This is a genomic window from Streptomyces malachitofuscus (assembly GCF_055571035.1).
The window spans coordinates 116025-133598 of record NZ_JBVIGA010000003.1; the positions used below are offsets into that span (position 1 = coordinate 116025).

Consider the following 17574-nt stretch of genomic DNA (forward strand, 5'->3'; position numbering starts at 1 on the left):
GATGCGGGAGCCCACCCCGGCCTGCGATCCTTCCGTGCCATGGCCCCACGACGCATCAGACCCAGCCTGTACATCTCCGTCGACATCGAGGCCGACGGTCCCATCCCCGGGCCGTACTCCATGCTGAGTCTGGGTGCCTCGGTGGCCGGTGTGCAGGACGCCGAGGGCTTCCGGGCGGCCGATCCCGAGGAGCGTACGTTCTACCGGGAACTGCGGCCCATCAGTGCGGAGTTCGTGCCCGAGGCGCTCGCCGTGAGCGGACTGGACCGGGACCGGCTGGGCGCCGAGGGCGCCGAGCCGGTCCGGGCGATGCGGGAGTTCACCGACTGGGTGGGCGAGGTGGGGGCGGGCGCCCAGCCGGTGATGTGCGGTTACCCGGCGTCGTACGACTGGACGTTCCTGTACTGGTACCTGATCCGCTTCACCGGTTCCAGTCCCTTCGGGCACTCGGGCTGTCTGGACATGAAGACCCTGTACGCCACCAAGGCGGGCCTGCCGCTGCGGGCGGTCGCGAAGGGCACCATGCCGCGCGAGCTCCTCTCGCGGCGCCGGCACACACACCATGCCCTGGACGACGCCATCGAGCAGGCCGAGCTGTTCGCCAACCTCATGGCGTGGCAGTGGCCTTCGCGCCCGTGAGCTCCTCGCCCGGTTCCATCGGATGGGTGACGTCGGCCGCCTCGCGACGGCCGTTGCCGAGGTGGTTGAAGACGAAGTTCAGCAGGACCGCCACCACACAGCCCGTGGAGATGCCGGAGTCCAGGACGATGCGGGCCGTCTCCGGGAACGAGTGGTAGAACTCCGGCGCGCTGATCGGGATGATGCCGACCGCCAGTGACACGGCGACGATCAGCACGTTGTTGTCCTTGTCCAGGCCCGCCTTGACCAGGGTCTGGATGCCGCTGGCCGCGACCGAGCCGAAGAGGACCACGCCCGCGCCGCCGAGCACCGGGCGCGGTACGACGGCGATCAGTGAGGCGGCCATCGGGCACAGTCCCATCAGCACCAGGAAGCCGCCGCCGGTGGCGACGACGTACCGGCTGCGGATCCTCGTCATCGCGACCAGGCCGATGTTCTGGGCGAAGGCGCTGCACATGAAGCCGTTGAAGAGCGGGCTGACCGCGGAGCCGAGGGTGTCGGCGCGCAGGCCGGCCGCGATGGTCCGCTCGTCCGCCGGGCGGTCGACGATCTCGCCCAGCGCCAGCATGTCGGCGGTGGACTCGGTCATGGAGACCACCATCACCACGCACAGCGAGAGGATCGCGGCGAGCTGGAACTGCGGTGCGCCGAAGTGGAACGGGGTCGGGAAGCCGACGATGTCCGCCTCGGCCACCGGGGAGAAGTCGGTGACGCCGAACGGGACGGCGAGGAGGGTGCCGGCCACCATGCCGAGCAGGACGGCGATCTGCTTGACGAAGCCGCGGGTGAAGCGGCGCAGCAGCAGGACGATGACGAGGGTGGCGCCTGCGAGGCTCAGGTTGGTCGCCGAACCGAAGTCGGGGGCCGCGGGGCTGGATCCTTGCGCCCAGCCGAAGGCGACCGGCAGCAGCGAGACGCCGATGAGCGTGATGACGGTGCCGGTGACGACCGGTGGGAAGAAGCGGACGGCCTTGCTGAAGAAGGGCGCCGCGAGGAAGCCGAGGAGTCCGGCGACGATCACCGCGCCGAAGATGACCGGCAGGGCGTCGTTCTTGTCGTCGGTGGAGGCGACGATCGCGGTCATCGGGGCGACACCGGCGAAGGTGACGCCGTTGACGAAGGGCAGCCGGGCTCCGATCTTCCAGATGCCGAGCGTCTGGAGGAAGGTGGCGAGGCCCGCGGTGAACAGGCACGCACCGGTGAGGAAGGTGAGTTCGGTGCCGGTGAGACCGATGGCCGCGCCGACGATCAGGGGTGGGGCGACGACGCCCGCGTACATGGCGGCCACGTGTTGCAGGCCGGTCGTCGCCATCTTGAGCGCGGGAAGTTTCTCGTCAACGGGGTGGTCGGCCACTGCGGCTCTCCTCCGGTCGGGTACACGGCTGGGTCGGGGACTGCCGTGGGTGTCAAGGAGGTGGTGCTTGTGGTCGTGCGGGACCGGCGGACGGTGGGTGTGACCGTCCCGGGGCGCACGCGTCCACGCGCGCCCCGGAGACGGCCTCCGCGGCCCCGGAAACGGGGTCCGCGATCACCGGCCGGGAGCCGTCCCTCCCGGCCGGTGACATCTACGGGATTCAGTTCTGCGCGGCGATCCGTGCCAGCCGCTGCGCCTCGGCGCGGGTGGCGCGGGCGATGTCGTCCTCGTCGGCCGTGAGCAGCCGCCCGTTCTCCACGATCTGCCGGCCGTTCACGAAGGACGCGGTGACCGGGGCCGCCGCGCCGAGGACCAGCGCGGTCACCGGGTCGGCGATGGAGGCGTGGGCGAGGGTGTCCATCCGCCACAGCACCAGGTCGGCGAGCTTGCCCGGCTCCAGCGAACCGATCTCGCCCGCCCGGCCGAGCACCTGGGCGCCGCCGTGGGTGCCGAGCCGCAGCGCCTGCCGGGCGTTCAGGGCGGCCTCGCGGTGGGGGCCGAGACGGTTGACGAGGAGCGCGTTGCGCAGTTCGGTGTGGAGTTCGCCGGACTCGTTGGACGCGGTGCCGTCCACGCCGAGGCCGACCGGGACTCCGGCCGCGAGCATGTCGGGGACGCGGGCGATGCCGGCGGCGAGCCGGGCGTTGGAGGACGGGCAGTGGGCGACGCCGGTCCGGGTACGGGCGAAGGCGGCGATGTCGGAGTCGTTCATGTGGACGCAGTGCGCCATCCACACGTCCTCGCCGAGCCAGCCGGTGGACTCGAAGTAGTCGGTCGGGCCCATGCCGAACAGCTCGTGGCAGAACTTCTCCTCCTCCACGGTCTCCGAACCGTGGGTGTGCAGCCGTACGCCGAGCCGGCGGGCCAGCTCGGCCCCGTCGCGCAGCAGCTCCGTGGAGACGGAGAAGGGCGAGCAGGGAGCGACGGCGACCTGCGTCATGGCGTCGAAGGAGGGGTCGTGGTGCCGGCGTACCGTCTCCTCGGTGGCGGCGAGCGCGTCGTCGAGGGGCTCGACGGCGAAGTCCGGGGGCAGTCCGCCGTCCTTCTCGCTGCGGTCCATGGAGCCGCGGGCGAGGGTGAAGCGCACGCCCATGTCGCGGGCGGCGCCGATGATGGCGGCGGACAGGTCGCCGGAGCCCTGCGGGAAGACGTAGTGGTGGTCCATGGCGGTGGTGACGCCGCCGCGGGCCATCATCGCGAGGGAGCCCCGGGCCGCGGCGTGCACCATCGGCTCGTCGATGCGCGCCCAGGTCGGGTAGAGGGCGACGAGCCAGTCGAACAGGTTGTGGTCGGTGGCCAGGCCCCGGGTGATCCACTGGTAGAAGTGGTGGTGGGTGTTGACCAGGCCGGGGGTCGCCAGGTGCCCGGTGGCGTCGATCCGGCGTTCGACGTTCTCCAGGCCCGCGGGGGCGGGGCCCGCGCCGAGCGTCTCGATGCGGTTGCCGGTGAGGACGAGGTGTCCGGAGGCGTACTCGGTGTCCTTCGCGTCGACGGTCGCGATCGCGCAGTTCTCGATGACGATGCGCCGGTCTGCTGCCATGGTTCGTCCTTTTCACGTACGTGGAGTGGGCACGGCAGGACCCTGGGAGATTTGAGTGCCGTGGCCGGGGTGGTTCGGGTGGTGATTCGCTTCCCCTGTGTTCCCCGGCCACGGGTGCCGATATGTGGTGCGGTGCGGTCAGAGGTTGGTGAGGTCCACCGGGATCCGCGCCTCGCAGCCGTCGCGCAGCACGGTGCCCTCGATCAGGCCGTAGGGGCGGTCGGCGGCGAAGTACACCTCGTTGTCGTTCTTCAGCCCGAACGGCTCCAGGTCCACCAGGAAGTGGTGGCTGTTCGGGAGGGAGAACCGGATCTCGTCGATCTCGCTGCGGTTGTCGATGACCCGCGCGCCCATCTGGTACAGCGTCTGCTGCAGGGAGAGCGAGTAGGTCTCGGCGAAGGCCTGGAGCATGTGCTTCCTGACCTGCTCGTAGGACTTCTCCCAGTTCGGCATCTCCTGCTCGTCGTCGGTCCAGTTGAACCGCCAGCGGCCGGAGACCGAGGTGGCGAGGATCCGGTCGTAGGCCTCCTTGAGCGTCGTGTACTTGTCCTTGACGTAGCCCCAGAACTCGGAGTTGGTGGAGTTCATCACCGTGAGGTCCTTGAGTCCGGAGACGACCTCCCACCGCTCGCCGTCGTAGGTGATCTGCGTCAGCCGGGTCTCCTGGCCCTTGCGGACGAAGGAGTGCTTGACCTCGTCGGCGCCGATGAACGTCGAGTCGGCGTCGGAGGTCGCGATGCGCTCCCAGGCGTACTCCTCGATGCGGATGCGCGCCCGCTGGATGGGCTCCTGCGAGGTGACGAAGTGGCGGGCGAGGTGGATGCCGAACTGTTCGGCCGACTCGATGCCGTGCTCCTTGGCGAAGGCGAACACGGTGTTCTTGGTGGTGTCGGTCGGCAGGACGTTCGCGTTGGAGCCGGAGTAGTGGACCTCCTCCATGGCTCCGGAGAGGGCGACGGAGACGTTCAGGTCCTTGATGTGATGGGTGGCGCCGTCCCGCGTGATCTTTACGACTCGGTTCTCGGCCTTGCCGTACTGGTTCTGTCCCAGGATCGTGGGCATGGTGTGCTAGCTCCCTCGGTAAACGGAGTAGCCGAACGGGTTGAGCAGCAGCGGTACGTGGTAGTGCTCGCCCGGGACGACGGCGAACGTGATCGCCACCTCCGGGAAGAACACTCCGGCGCCGCTGTCCCGATTCGCGGGGGCGTCCTGCTGCGCATCGGCTTGCTGGTTCGCGTCTTTCTTCTCGAAGTACGGCTCCACGGCGAAGTCGAGCCGTACATGGGTGGTTCCCTCCGGCAGGGCCGGCAGGTCCTTGCACCGCCCGTCCGCGTCGGTCGCGGAGCCGCCGAGTGCCCGCCAGTCCGCGTCCCGGCCCGTGCGGGCAAGGAGGTGGACGGCGACGCCCTCGGCGGGGCGGCCGGCGCTGGTGTCCAGGATGTGCGTGGACACGGAGGCGGTGGTGTCGGTGCTCATGTGCGTCAGTCCTCTTCGGCGTCGACGAGACGGGCCAGGCGGATGCGGTTGATCTTCCCCAGTTCCGTGCGGACGATCTCGCGCTCCTGCTCCGGCCCGTTGCCGAGGCGTTCCTTGACGGCGTCGCGCATCTGCTCGCCGGTCCGGCCGGTGGCGCAGATGAGGAACACATGGCCGAACTTCTCCTGGTAGGCCAGGTTCAGTTCGAGCATCTCGGCCTTGAGCCCGTCCGGGGCGCCGGCCATGCCGCTCTGCTCCCGGGCGGAGGTCGGGTCCCCCGGTTTCGGGCGGCCGATCGGCGGGTGTCCGGCCATCGCCTCGTCCAGATCGGCCGGGGTCAGCTCGGCCGTGGCGGCGTCACTGGCGGCGTACAGGTCGTCGGCGGTGGCGAAGGGCCGGGCGGCGAGCAGCCGCCGTCCCCAGGCAGTGGAGGCGCAGGCCTCGTGGAGCGCGGCGAGCGCCGTGTGCTCCTCCAGGGCGTTGAAACGGGCCAGGCCCGGGGGCGTGGAAGTCGACGTCACGGGAGCCTCCGTGGCCGCGAGCGGCCGTGTGCTGCGAACGGGCGTGCCGACAGTGAACGCCGTCACGGACCACTCGTCAACAGTTTGTTGAAAATTCGCGCGTACACAGGGGAGCGGCCGCCGGGACGAGGGGCCGTGCGCGGGTCAGGCGCCCTTCTCGCGGTTGAGGTAGTTGTAGACCGTGAAGCGGCTGACCCCGAGCGCGCTCGCGACGGTCTCCACACCGTGCCGCACGGCGAAGGCGCCGCGCGCCTCGAGACTGCGTACGATCTCCTGCTTGGCCCTGCGGTCCAGGTCCGCGAGCGGCATGCCCTTGCGGCGCTCCAGGGCCGCGAGGATGTGGTCGAGGGAGTCCGCGAGCTGCGGCAGGCGTACGGCGACGGCGGGCGCGCCCTCCCAGGAGAGCACCACGTCGTCGGTCCCGGCCTCGTCCGGCGGGACCATCTCGCCGCCCATGGCGTCGACCAGCGGTTTCACCGCCGCGATGAAGGCGTCCTCACCGGTGCCGCTCACCGGTCGCCCTCCTCGACCACGTTGACCTGGAGCGAGACACGGGTGGCGCCGGCCGCGAGGCTGCGGCGCAGCAGCGCGTCGACGGCGGTGAGCACCGCGTCGGCCCCTCCCTCGGCGGTGTTGCCGAACGGTCCGACGTCCACCGCGTCCAGTTCGGCCGCCTCGATGACCTCCCGGGCCACCACGGCGTGCGCGGGTGCCTCGTCGAGGTCGAAGGGTTCGGTGGTGAACTCCACTCTCAGTCGCACTGTGCCCCCATGGCGTCGGCGGTGCCGGCGTACCCCGGTCGCTGCGACACGACCTTAACGGACTCCCCGCCGCGAACAGCAGGGATGCACGGGGCCGCGACGCCGACCGGGGCCGTCGCGTGGCGGCCGGGACCGGTGCGCGCCTCGGCCGGCCGGTCAGGGGCGCGGGCAGGTGTTCTCCCCCGGTTCCTGGTAGGTCCGGTACAGCGGGGACCTGTCGTGGCGTTCCTCGGGGAAGGTCACCACGGGGACCGGTTTGCAGACCGGCCACAGCCCCGCCGCGCGTTCCGTTCCGGCGCCCTCCCGCGCGCCGAGGGCCTCGTCGGCGAACGTGAAGACGCCGCTCGCGCCCGGCACGCAGCCGGCGGCGCAGTGCTCGAGGGGGCTGCCGCGGCGCAGTTCGTCGTAGACGTCGTTGTGGGTCACGGTGTCGATGTCGCTGTCCCGGGCCGCCGCCACGGCGGTGCCCACGGCGGTGAGCGCGTCGTGGTACATCACCGCGTAGCCGTCGTTGAGGGCGTCGGGGGCCTCCTCGGTGAAGGCGTCCTCGTAGGAGCCGGTGAAGCGGGCGAAGGCCTTCGGGACCTGTTCGTCGCCGTCGGCGGCGGCGCGCCAGCGGGGTGCGTCCACGGCGGCGGCGACGACGATCTCGATGTTGTTGCGCTCGGCGATCCGGCGCATCCCGGCGGTCTCGGTGACGGGATCGCGGCCGGTGCTGACGCGCAGGATGCGCAGCGGTTCGTCGTCCGGGCCGCGGTCGCAGGAGCTGGTGCGGTCGATGGTCTCCAGGAAGGGCGGCAGGTCCGCGTCGCGGCCCGCCAGGAACACGGTGCGGGCGTCGACCGCGCACATCGCGGACACCGCCCGCCGGAAGATCTGCGGGGTGCCCCGCGCCGGGCCCTTGATGCCCTGGTAGGTCTCGGTGCGCCGCTCCACCTCGTCGGGGGTGATGCCGTAGCGCGCGCCGAACTCGCGGCGGAAGACGCGGCGCAGATTGGCGACGTAGTTGTCGTCCCGGTCGTCGGCGATCATGAACGTGTTCCTCCGGTCGACCTCGTTGGCGCCCACGTAGCGCTGGAGCGCGTCGACGAACTGGTCGGTGGAGGGCGAGACCTTGAACAGGTAGGGGTGCTCCATGTCGCGGGAGCTGAGCACGGCGCTGACCGCCGGGATCCGCGCGGGGCCGAGGCCCTCCCGGACGGCTGCGAGGGTGGCGTCGTCGCTGTTGGGGAAGCCGACAGCGGCGACGACGGGCGCCTCGCCGCGGCGCCGCGCGGCCAGCTCGTCGGTCACGGGACGCCAGTGGCTCAGGTCCTCGCCCACGTTGGCGAAGAGCAGCTGGACGGCGGTGTCGCCGGTGGCGGGGCCGTGGTTGTGGGCGCGCTGGGCGACGTAGGCGCCCTGGAGGGAGTGCCGGATCAGCTCCTTCGACATGGCAGCGCCGGGGTCGCGCGAGGTGTACGGCATGACGACGGCGACGCTCACCACCGGCTTGCCCGAGCTGCGCGCGGCCCGGTTCTCGGACGCGATCCGGCCGAGCACGTCGTCGAGGCCGGGGGCGAAGGGGTACGCCTCCGCCGTGACGCCGACGCACTCCCGCCCCGGTCCGGTCCGGCGCAGCTGCCGGTCGTCGGTGCAGTAGTCGCGGTGCTGCCGGTAGCTGTCCAGGCCCCACCAGGTCCCGGCCGTGAGCAGGGCGGCGACCAGCGTCCACAGGGCCACCACGTCGACCAGGCCGAGCACCCGGAAGCGGAGCCGCCCCGGCAGCCAGCTCCAGGTCCGCCGGTCCAGCGGCCTCACCGGGCCGCTCCCGCGCCGGGCCGTTCGCCCTGCCAGCGGTGGTCCAGGGGCCAGTCCTCGCCGTTCCTGACCGAGCGGGGCCAGCGGACGGCGGCCTGGGCGAGCACCGCCCGGCCGGTCAGGTGCTGGGCGGACAGGAAGGACAGGTCCTGTCCGATCCGGTCGACCAGGGGCCGGTCCGCCTCGGCGAGTTCGTCCGCCGCGTACCACAGGGCGTGCAGCAGCCGGTTGACGGCCTGTTTCTCCAGGCCCGCGCCGGGGTCGGCGCGCAGCTGGACCAGGTCCCGGCTGCCCCGGGCGACCTCCTGGCACTGTTCGAACCAGGCGTCCCCCGGAGGTCGGGGAGCGTGGGCGACGGTGCGCAGGACGTGCAGCCAGTCGAAGGCGTCGCCGTCCTGGCGGAGGAACTCCGTGTGCAGCCGGTCGACGACCTCCCGCGTCTCGCCCGCGGCCAGCCTGTGCCACAGGAAGCGGGAGCGTTCGTCGCGTGCGGCGCGGCCGGTACGGCCCTCGGCGCGCTGCCGGTGGTGCTCGGCGAGCAGGGCGTGCGCGCCGGACCAGTCGACGCCCCGGCCGCCGCGGCCGCTGCGCATCTGGTGCACCAGCAGGGCGCGCAGGAAGCGGTCCGTGATGAAGGGCCGGCTGCCCGGTCCGCGCGACCAGCGCTCCCGTTCCAGCCGGGCGGCGGCGCCGTCGGCCGCGGGCAGTCCGTCGATCCGGCGGGGCACCCACCGCTCGGCCAGCCGCTCGGCGGCCTCCCGGTCCCAGGCCAGGGAGAACAGGCACAGCTCGTCGTGGTTCTCGCTGCCGACGAGGGTGTCGAGCAGCCGCCAGACGACGGACTCGCCGGCACCTCCGGGATGAACCAGATCGAGCAGTTCCTCGGCGGCCACCCACTCCTCGGTTCGGGCCCGGTCGACCACCGCCTCGCACAGTCTGCGGGCCCCCATGGGGTGGCCCCGGGTGAGGTCGTGCAGGGCGGTCGCGATGTAGGGGTCGAAGGAGGCGTGGTCGTCGCGCCGGAGCATCCGTTCCAGGTGCTCGCACTCCAGCGGCGGCAGCGGCAGGAGCAGCACGCCGGCGGAGGGCGCGGCGGAGGCGCGGGTCCAGCCGGAGTCGGTGCCGATGCCGGGCAGGGGGCGCCGTGCCGCCTCCGGGTAGGGGGCGTCCTCTCCGTGGGGGCCGTCGCCCCGGGGGTCCTCCGCGCTGTCGTCGCCGTGCAGTTCGGTGGCGATCACCACCGTCCGGTCGCGGGCTCCACCCGCCACGGCCCGCTGTTCCAGGAGCAGTTCGAGGAAGTCGCGCCCGGCGTCGGTGTGGGCGTTGTCGAGGAGCACCAGCGGGCGCGGGGCCCGGTTGGCGCGGCGGAGGGGGCCGTAGCGCACGTCCTCGAGGAAGGCGGCCGCGAGCATGCGCTCCACACCGCGCCGGAAGCCGCGGCCCTGGTGGAACTCCTGGCAGAGCCGGGCCACGAACGGTGCGCGTTCGGCCGCCGGTACCGGCCGGGGCTGTCCGGAGGCGCCCGGCGGCAGGCCGCGCAGCCGGTTGTCGGCCTCGCTGCGGTAGGTCTCGTACCAGGCGGTCAGTTTCCGGGCGGCGAGCGGGCGGCGCTGTCCGCCGAGGAAGGCGCGCACGGCCGCCTCGGGGAACCGGGCGGGGTCGGGCGAGCCGCCGTCGGGGAGTCCGGGCAGGGCGGGGCGGAAGAGCGCGTCCCACGTCGGGCGGGGGTGTGCGTCCGGCGGGACGCCCATCAGGGTGGCCGCGTGCCGGTCGGCCACCCGCAGTTCGCCGTCGTTGCCGGGGCGCCGGGCGGACACCACGGCGAGCAGTCCGGCGGTGGTGCGGGGGAAGCGCAGCCGTCCGAAGCCGGCGACGGGCCGGGAGAGCTGGGCGACGAGTTCGACGAGCATCTCCACAGCGTGGGAGTTGTTGGACGTCTCCGGTCCGACGCCGGCCCGCTCCTGCAGTTCGGCGCAGTTGATCCGGGCGAACGGCACCCGTGGCCCGGGCCAGGGACCGGTGTCGGGCGCGTAGGCCTGCTGGAGGTCGTCCAGCATGGCGCTCTTGCCGGTGCCGTGGCGGCCGCTGAGCAGCACCACGGGCAGGTCGTCGGCGAACTCGTGGTGCGGGACCCTGCGGTGGTGGTCGCGGCTGAGACCGACCAGTCGCGGCACCAGCCGGCGCAGCACGGGCTGGCGCGCGTACACCTCCGGTATCTGGTTGTCCCCCGTCGGGGCGGGGGCGTGGGGACCGGTCATCCCAGCCTCAGCATGGAGCTGATGATGTCCGAGACGATGCCGGACGCCATGTCCCTGCTCATGGAGCCCACCGACCTCGAGCCCGCCTGGGCGAGGTCCCGGCTGTGCCGCAGGAAGCGCTCCACGGTGCCGGCGTCGGGTGCGGCGCCGCCGCGCGAGGCCTCGGTGAGCGCCGCGGCGAGCTCGCGCACCTGCCGCACCTCGCTGTCGCTCTCCGACAGGTCGGGGCGGGACGCCTGCACCAGTCCGGCCAGCTGCTCGAAGGAGAGGAAGACCCCGGCGCGGTTCTCCATGACGCCGACGTGCACGGGAGCGGGCAGGTCCAGGTGGTCCCTGGCGTACTCCAGGTCCTCCAGGGCGAGTTGCCGTCCGCAGTAGAACGCCTCCGGGGCCCAGAGGAAGTCCTCCGCGCCGGATCCGCCGTCGTGGTACTGCCCGGCCCGGTCCCACCAGGCGAACAGGGCGGCCTTGGCGTAGCGGCGCCGGGCCTCGCGGTCGGCGTACGCCTCGTCCCAGGCGTGTGTCTCGGCGAGCCCGGTGGGGGTGGGGCTGACCAGGGGCGGCACGGCGCCGGAGTCGTTGTGGACGGCTGTCCAGCCGAGGGCGGTGAGGCGTTCCACGACGTACTCGACCAGTTCCAGGGTGCAGCGCTCGTGGTGGGCGTAGGCGGAGGCGGCCACCCGGCGTCCCTCGGCTCCCCCGGTTTGCTCGCGCAGCCACAGCAGGAACCTCGCCGACGCGGCACCCGTCTCGTCGTAGACCGGTGAGAGCCCGTTCGTCGGCACCGCTCTGGATCTGATCATCGCCGTCCCCCAACTCCCGTGACCAGCCATGGGCGTTCGCCTTCCCAGAACGGCGATGTCAAACACGTCATCCATGGCGTCGGGCCGCCGTCCTCTTGACAGCCGCTCCCCACCACGGGCAATCTTCCAATAAGCAGAAACGAACTTCCGCGATACGAAATACTCGAGAAGCCACCAGGAAGGAGCGCGACCCCGATGGGATCCGCAGAGCAGCGCTTCACCGTCAACCTGTCGATCCTCTTCACGGAACTCCCGCTCCTGGAGCGCCCCGCGGCCGCCGCCGCGGCCGGCTTCACCGCCGTCGAGCTGTGGTGGCCGTGGACCGACTCCCCCGCCCCCGAGCGGGCCGAGCAGGACGCGCTGCGGAAGGCGGTCCAGGACGCGGGCGTGCGGCTCACCGGCCTGAACTTCTACGCCGGACGGCTGCCCGGACCCGACCGCGGCGCCCTGTCCGTCCCCGGCGAGGAGTCGGAGCGGTTCCGCGCCAACATCGACGTGGCCGCCTCGTTCGCCGAGTCCCTCGGCTGCACGGCCCTCAACGCGCTGTACGGCAACCGGGTCGACGGCGTGGACCCGGCCGAGCAGGACGCGCTGGCGCTGGAGAACCTCACCCTGGCGGCCCGGGCGGCGGAGGGGATCGGCGCCGTCCTGCTGATCGAGGCGCTGAACAAGCCCGAGTCGCCGCTGTACCCGCTGGTGTCGGCGCCGGCCGCGATGGACGTCGTGGACAAGGTGAACGCGGCCACCGGACTGGACAACGCCCGGTTCCTGATGGACCTGTACCACCTGGCGATGAACGGCGAGGACCTGCCCGCGGTGATCGACCGGTACGCCGGGAGGACCGGTCATGTGCAGATCGCCGACAGCCCCGGCCGCGGCGCGCCCGGCACCGGTTCGCTGCCCCTGGAGGACCTGCTGGACCGGCTGCGCGAGGCCGGTTACGACGGCCTGGTCGGCCTGGAGTACAAGCCCGGCGACCGTCCGAGCGCCGAGGCCTTCGACTGGCTGCCCCGCGAGGCCCGCTGACCACACCCCCTTTACCGAGAGGCACCCTCATGAGCACTCTTCCCAAGGTCTCCTGGATCGGCCTCGGCATCATGGGCTCCCCCATGTCCGAGAACCTGATCAAGGCGGGCTACGACGTCACCGGCTTCACCCTGGAGCGGGAGAAGCTGGACCGGCTGACCGCCGCCGGCGGCACCGCGGCCGGTTCGGTCGCCGAGGCGGTGCGGGACGCCGACGTGATCATCACGATGGTTCCGGCGTCCCCGCAGGTCGAGGCGATCGCCTACGGCCCCGACGGCATCCTGGAGAACGCGCGGTCCGGCGCCCTGCTGATCGACATGTCCTCGATCACCCCGCAGACCTCCATCGACCTGGCCGCGGCCGCGAAGGACAAGGGCATCCGGGTCCTGGACGCCCCCGTGTCCGGCGGCGAGGCCGGGGCGATCGAGGCGGTGCTGTCCATCATGGTGGGCGGCGAGCGCGCCGACTTCGACGAGGCGAAGCCCCTGTTCGAGGTGCTGGGGAAGACGATCGTGCTGTGCGGCCCGCACGGCTCGGGGCAGACCGTGAAGGCGGCCAACCAGCTGATCGTCGCCGTGAACATCCAGGCGTGCGCCGAAGCCGTGGTCTTCCTGGAGAAGTCGGGCGTGGACCTGACGGCGGCGCTCGATGTCCTGGGCGGCGGGCTGGCCGGCTCCACCGTGCTGACCCGCAAGAAGGACAACTTCCTGAAGCGGGACTTCCAGCCGGGCTTCCGGATCGACCTGCACCACAAGGACATGGGCATCGTCACGGACGCCGCGCGCACCGTCGGTGCGGCGCTGCCCGTCGGCGCGGTGGTCGCCCAGCTGGTGGCGAGCCTGCGCGCCCAGGGCGACGGCGGCCTGGACCACTCCGCGCTGCTGCGCGCGGTCGAGCGGCTGTCCGGCGCCCGGGTCTGACCCACCCCTGAAGTCCTCCGGGCGGCGCCGGCGCCGACACCTGTCCTGTCGCGCCCAAGGCGGCGGCGCCGCCCGGAACCCGTCCTGCCCATGGCCGCCAACGCCCAGGGACGGCACGCCAAGAAATACGAGCCGAACTCCTACGACGGGCCCGTCGAGACCGGCTGCCCGCTGTCGGCGCCGCTCGCAGTGCACGGCCACACCGGCACGCACGAGGCGCCGCTGCACACCAAGGACGACGACTCCTTCCAGGCGGGCGAGCCGTACCGGCTGATGTCGGCGGACGAGCGGGCCCGGCCGGCCGCCAACATCGCCGGCGGCCTGTCCCGGGTCTCCCGCGACGACGTGATCGAGAAGAACCTCGCGCACTTCCACGCCGCCGACCCCGAGTACGGCCGGCGCGTGGAGGAGGCGGTGCGCGACCCGCGCGAGGACTGAGCACGACGACTCGCGCACGGCCCCTGACGGGAGGTCGGGGCCGTGCGCGCAGCCCGCGGCGACGCCGTACGGCCCGGATGAGGGGTGACCGTACGGACGCGGCGGGCGGGACGAGGGCGCCGCGGCGGCGTGCGAGCCAGTGCGGTGGTGAAAGCGGCGGGACCCCTTCTTCGACCTGAGGGGAGGGGCTCCGCGGCCGTCGCCGCCGCCGCGGTCCCTCGGCCGACAGGGCAGGGCCCCTGCCTTCCGGCGCCCGGATGCGAACGGTCCCGCATCCGGGCGCCTTCCGTTCCGCGGGGGTGCGGATCCGCCCGGTGCGCAGCAGCCTGGGGACATGGCACATCCAACGGAGCATCCGCACATCGTGGTGCACTCCCCGGCGCTGGACGGCTCCCGGCGGGTCACCTCGGACGACGAGACGCTGGGCATCGCCACGCACGTCGACGACGTGGGCGAGATCCTGCGGCTGGCCGACCTGTACGTCACGGACGTCGAGGAAACCGACCTCATCGAGTGGCAGGGCGGCGGCCCCGACGACTGGCCGGGGCTGTCGGAGCACCACGAGCACTGAGCGCGGGTACGGCAACGGCCGTAGGGCGGCTACGGCACCCTCAAATGAAGCTCTGAAGACGGCCCCGGGAGGCTTCGGCCGGTGCCGTGGGCGGGCACACTCCTCTCACACGGGGCCCGCCGGCACGGGGGCGGCGGGCCCCGGCCGAGGGGGTGCCGTCATGGCCGACACCGCAGGCGTCCGGGGGACGCCGCACGAGCTCGCCCTGCTCGCCGGAGGTCCGCGCGCCGCGGTCGTCGTCGCGGTGGTCTCGCTGCACCTGCGCGGCGCCGTCGAGGCGGGCGCACCGGGCACGCTGCGGGCGGTCGACGGGGACGCGGGGCGGGCCCTGCCGCCGCTTCCGCCGTTCGAACGGCTGGAGCAGGAGGGCGTACCGGACGACCTGCGGGCGACGTACCTGGAGAGCGCGGTGTACCACTGCCTGGACGAGCCCTCGGACCTGCGCTATCTGCTGCGGCACGTCGATGTCCGCTGGGCGCTGGCGGAGGTCCGCGTCGGGCTCGCGGAGGCGGGGATGCTGCGGTATCCGCTGCTGCTCGGCCCGACCACGGCGGCCCGCAGACGGCTGAGGACACTGCGCAAGGCGTTCCCGCTGCCGGCGAGCCGGCGCGGTCTGCCGGACGAGCGGCAGCTCATCGCCATCGCCCTGCACGGCGAGCCGGCGCTGCGCGCGCTCGTCCCCCGCTTCGCCCTCCGGGCGGGGCTGACCGAGCGGGTGAGCCTGCGGGAGAAGAGCCTGATCCGCCACTCACCGCGCGGCGGCACCTACGGCAGCGCCGGCCACCTCTACTGCGGAGGCGGCGGTGGCGGCTGCGGAGGTGGAGGCGGCTGCGGAGGCGGCTCGAACTGAGGCGCCGCCCGGGCCGGGCGGAACGCTGTGCTATCCAGGGCCGGTGACGACTTCCGGAATCTCCGCCAGGCCGTTCGACGCGGTGCTGTGCGACCTCGACAACGTGATCCGCTTCTACGACATGGCTCCGGTGGCCGAGCTGGAGCGTGCCGTGGGACTGGCCGAGGGCACCACGGCGCGGGCGGCCTACTCCCCCGAGGTGGACCTGCCGCTCCTCCTCGGCCGGATCACCACACCGGAGTGGGTGGACTCCATCGCCTCCGCGCTCTCCGACCGGGTGCCGCCGGCGCGCGCCCGGGAGCTGGGGCAGGCGTTCGCCGACGCCCCGTTCCGCGCCGACGACGTCGTGGTGGACCTGCTGCGCCGGGTACGGGGTCACATGCCTCTGGTGCTGGTGACCAACGCGACCCTGGAGCTGGAGGGCGACCTGGTGTCGATGGGGCTGGCGGATCTCGCGGACGACGTGGTCAGCAGCGCCCGGGTGGGAGTCGCCAAGCCCGACCCGGCGATCTACGAGATCGCGGCCGAGCGGGCGGGGACGGCCGCCCACCGGTGCCTGTTCGTGGACGACCGGCTGGAGAACATCGAGGCCGCCGTCGCGCTCGGCATGTCCGGTGTGCACTACCGCACGCCCGCCGACCTCCACAAGGTGCTGCACTTCCTGCCGGGCGCATGAGGGCGGGCAGGGGCGGTCCGTCACCGGGACGGGCCGCCCCTCGAAGGGGCGCGCGGCGGGTCAGGCCTTCAGGGGCCTCACCGACGTCGGGGCGTGGCCCGGCTCCGTCGCGAGGGGCTCGAACTCCACGACGTCGCCGATGTCGTTGGTCGTCGACATGGAGATGTTGGTGACGCGTTCCAGGATCGCCTCGACGACGACCGGCACGCGGAACTCGGCCGCGAGTTTCCTGGCCTGCTCCAGCGCCGCGCCCAGTTCGTTCGGGTCGGTGACCCGGATCGCCTTGCATCCCAGCCCTTCGGCGACCTTCACGTGGTCGACGCCGTAGACCCCCAGCTCCGGTGCGTTGACGTTCTCGAACTCCAGCCTGACCTGGAAGTCGATGTCGAACGCCCGCTGCGCCTGCCGGATCAGGCCCAGGTAGGCGTTGTTGACCAGGACATGGACGTACGGGATCCGGTGCTGCGCCCCGACCGCCAGTTCCTCGATCATGAACTGGAAGTCGTAGTCGCCGGAGAGGGCGACGACCTGTGCCTCGGGGTCGGCCTTCGCCACGCCGAGCGCGGCGGGGACGGTCCAGCCGAGCGGGCCTGCCTGACCGCAGTTGATCCAGTGCCGCGGCCGGTACACGTGCAGCATCTGCGCGCCGGCGATCTGGGAGAGGCCGATGGTGGAGACGTACCGGGTCTCCGGCCCGAAGACCTTGTTCATCTCCTCGTAGACCCGCTGCGGCTTGATGGGGATGTCGTCGAAGTGCGTACGGCGCTGGAGCGTGGCGCGCCTCTCCTGCGCGGCGGCCGCCCAGGCGGAGCGGTCGGGCAGGGCGCCCTCGGCCTTCCGTTCCCCGGCCACCTCGACGAACAGTTCCAGCGCGGCGCGCGCGTCGGAGGCGATGCCGTAGTCGGGGGCGAAGATCCTGCCGATCTGGGTGGGTTCGATGTCGACGTGCACGAAGGTGCGGCCGGCCGTGTAGACGTCGAGCTTCCCGGTGTGGCGGTTGGCCCAGCGGTTGCCGATGCCGAGGACGAAGTCGGACTCCAGGAAGGTCGCGTTGCCGTAGCGGTGCGAGGTCTGCAGGCCGACCATGCCGGCGTTGAGCTCGTGGTCGTCCGGGATGACGCCCCAGCCCATGAGGGTCGGAACGACCGGGACGCCGGTCAGCTCGGCGAACCGGACGAGCAGGTCGGACGCGTCCGCGTTGATGACGCCGCCGCCGGCGACGATCAGCGGGCGTTCGGCGGCGTCGAGCATGCCGAGCACCTTCTCGATCTGGGCGCGGGAGGCGGCGGGCTTGTAGACCGGGAGCGGCTCGTAGGTGTCCGGGTCGAACTCGATCTCCGTCAGCTGCACGTCGATCGGCAGGTCGATCAGGACCGGTCCCGGGCGGCCCGAGCGCATGAAGTGGAAGGCCTGCTGGAAGACGCCGGGGACCTGGGCGGCCTCGAGGACGGTCACCGCCATCTTGGTGACGGGCTTGGCGATGGAGGCGATGTCGACGGCCTGGAAGTCCTCCTTGTGGATCACCGCGGTCGGCGCCTGGCCGGTGATGCACAGGTTCGGGATCGAGTCGCCGGTGGCGGAGTACAGGCCGGTGATCATGTCGGTGCCGGCCGGGCCGGACGTGCCGATGCAGACGCCGATGTTGCCGGGGTGGGTGCGGGTGTAGCCCTCGGCCATGTGCGAGGCGCCCTCGACATGGCGGGCGAGGGTGTGGGTGATGCCGCCGGACGCCTTGAGGGCCGCGTAGAAGGGGTTGATCGCGGCGCCGGGGACACCGAACGCGTCGGCGACGCCCTCACGCTTGAGGATCTCAACTGCCGCGCGGGCAGCGGTCATTCGAGCCATCGAGTACTCCTGCTCCGACTGTCGGATTCGCACTCC

Annotated in this window: 17 protein-coding genes and 1 pseudogene; 7 read left to right on the forward strand and 11 right to left on the reverse strand. The window is 72.3% G+C overall.

Annotated features, from left to right (window positions below; genetic code table 11):
* Nucleotides 1–39 precede the first annotated feature (39 nt).
* Nucleotides 40–639, forward strand: coding sequence for a 3'-5' exonuclease (locus tag ACZ44S_RS05275; protein ID WP_466924611.1), 600 nt, complete (start codon nt 40–42; stop codon nt 637–639).
* On the opposite strand, the gene ACZ44S_RS05280 is transcribed toward ACZ44S_RS05275, so the two are convergent.
* The 10 genes from ACZ44S_RS05280 to ACZ44S_RS05325 form a co-directional block, all read right to left on the reverse strand.
* Complete coding sequence (locus ACZ44S_RS05280) at nt 608–1993, reverse strand: nucleobase:cation symporter-2 family protein (protein WP_466924614.1); 1386 nt, start codon at nt 1991–1993, stop codon at nt 608–610. The genes ACZ44S_RS05275 and ACZ44S_RS05280 overlap by 32 nt on opposite strands.
* Before the next feature lie 220 nt (nt 1994–2213).
* Nucleotides 2214–3593, reverse strand: coding sequence for an 8-oxoguanine deaminase (locus tag ACZ44S_RS05285; protein ID WP_466924616.1), 1380 nt, complete (start codon nt 3591–3593; stop codon nt 2214–2216).
* Between the two features lie 138 nt (nt 3594–3731).
* A complete protein-coding gene (pucL, locus tag ACZ44S_RS05290) occupies nt 3732–4655 on the reverse strand; it encodes a factor-independent urate hydroxylase (RefSeq protein ID WP_466924618.1) in 924 nt (307 codons plus the stop codon).
* A 6-nt stretch (nt 4656–4661) separates the two neighbouring features.
* Nucleotides 4662–5069, reverse strand: a complete 408-nt coding sequence (gene uraH / locus ACZ44S_RS05295; RefSeq protein WP_466924621.1) for a hydroxyisourate hydrolase — start codon at nt 5067–5069, stop codon at nt 4662–4664.
* Nucleotides 5070–5074: 5 nt separating this feature from the next.
* On the reverse strand, nt 5075–5590 hold the full coding sequence (uraD, locus tag ACZ44S_RS05300) for a 2-oxo-4-hydroxy-4-carboxy-5-ureidoimidazoline decarboxylase (protein ID WP_466924624.1): 516 nt from the start codon (nt 5588–5590) through the stop codon (nt 5075–5077).
* 144 nt (nt 5591–5734) lie between these two features.
* Entirely contained in the window at nt 5735–6103 is a 369-nt protein-coding gene (locus tag ACZ44S_RS05305; protein ID WP_466924627.1) for a helix-turn-helix domain-containing protein, read from the reverse strand.
* Nucleotides 6100–6351: a YkoF family thiamine-binding protein gene (locus ACZ44S_RS05310; protein WP_466924630.1), complete on the reverse strand. Its 252-nt coding sequence runs from the start codon at nt 6349–6351 to the stop codon at nt 6100–6102. Before ACZ44S_RS05310 ends, ACZ44S_RS05305 begins: the two co-directional genes overlap by 4 nt.
* Nucleotides 6352–6507: 156 nt before the next feature.
* Nucleotides 6508–8151 carry a type 1 periplasmic-binding domain-containing protein gene (locus ACZ44S_RS05315; protein WP_466924632.1) on the reverse strand — a complete coding sequence of 548 codons (1644 nt, stop codon included), beginning with the start codon at nt 8149–8151 and terminating at the stop codon, nt 6508–6510.
* Entirely contained in the window at nt 8148–10409 is a 2262-nt protein-coding gene (locus ACZ44S_RS05320) for a hypothetical protein (protein WP_466924633.1), read from the reverse strand. Before ACZ44S_RS05320 ends, ACZ44S_RS05315 begins: the two co-directional genes overlap by 4 nt.
* Entirely contained in the window at nt 10406–11212 is an 807-nt protein-coding gene (locus tag ACZ44S_RS05325) for a hypothetical protein (RefSeq protein ID WP_466924634.1), read from the reverse strand. The genes ACZ44S_RS05320 and ACZ44S_RS05325 overlap by 4 nt, the downstream gene beginning before the upstream one ends.
* Nucleotides 11213–11407: 195 nt before the next feature.
* Between ACZ44S_RS05325 and ACZ44S_RS05330 the strand changes: the two genes are divergently transcribed.
* From ACZ44S_RS05330 to ACZ44S_RS05355, 6 genes and pseudogenes are all read left to right on the forward strand, one after another.
* Nucleotides 11408–12238 carry a TIM barrel protein gene (locus ACZ44S_RS05330; protein ID WP_466924637.1) on the forward strand — a complete coding sequence of 277 codons (831 nt, stop codon included), beginning with the start codon at nt 11408–11410 and terminating at the stop codon, nt 12236–12238.
* Nucleotides 12239–12267: 29 nt separating this feature from the next.
* Entirely contained in the window at nt 12268–13158 is an 891-nt protein-coding gene (locus tag ACZ44S_RS05335) for a 2-hydroxy-3-oxopropionate reductase (RefSeq protein ID WP_466924639.1), read from the forward strand.
* A gap of 90 nt (nt 13159–13248) precedes the next feature.
* Nucleotides 13249–13596 (forward strand): annotated as a pseudogene (locus tag ACZ44S_RS05340) (catalase-related domain-containing protein); the annotation flags it as partial.
* A gap of 334 nt (nt 13597–13930) precedes the next feature.
* Nucleotides 13931–14167 carry a hypothetical protein gene (locus tag ACZ44S_RS05345; RefSeq protein WP_466924642.1) on the forward strand — a complete coding sequence of 79 codons (237 nt, stop codon included), beginning with the start codon at nt 13931–13933 and terminating at the stop codon, nt 14165–14167.
* A gap of 160 nt (nt 14168–14327) precedes the next feature.
* Nucleotides 14328–15017 carry a TIGR04222 domain-containing membrane protein gene (locus tag ACZ44S_RS05350; protein ID WP_466924645.1) on the forward strand — a complete coding sequence of 230 codons (690 nt, stop codon included), beginning with the start codon at nt 14328–14330 and terminating at the stop codon, nt 15015–15017.
* A 121-nt stretch (nt 15018–15138) separates the two neighbouring features.
* Nucleotides 15139–15693 (forward strand): HAD-IA family hydrolase, encoded by a 555-nt coding sequence (locus ACZ44S_RS05355; RefSeq protein WP_466925171.1) that lies wholly within the window; start codon nt 15139–15141, stop codon nt 15691–15693.
* 60 nt (nt 15694–15753) lie between these two features.
* Here ACZ44S_RS05355 and gcl read toward each other — a convergent pair whose 3' ends face one another.
* Nucleotides 15754–17538, reverse strand: coding sequence for a glyoxylate carboligase (gene gcl / locus ACZ44S_RS05360; protein ID WP_466924647.1), 1785 nt, complete (start codon nt 17536–17538; stop codon nt 15754–15756).
* Nucleotides 17539–17574: the final 36 nt, after the last annotated feature.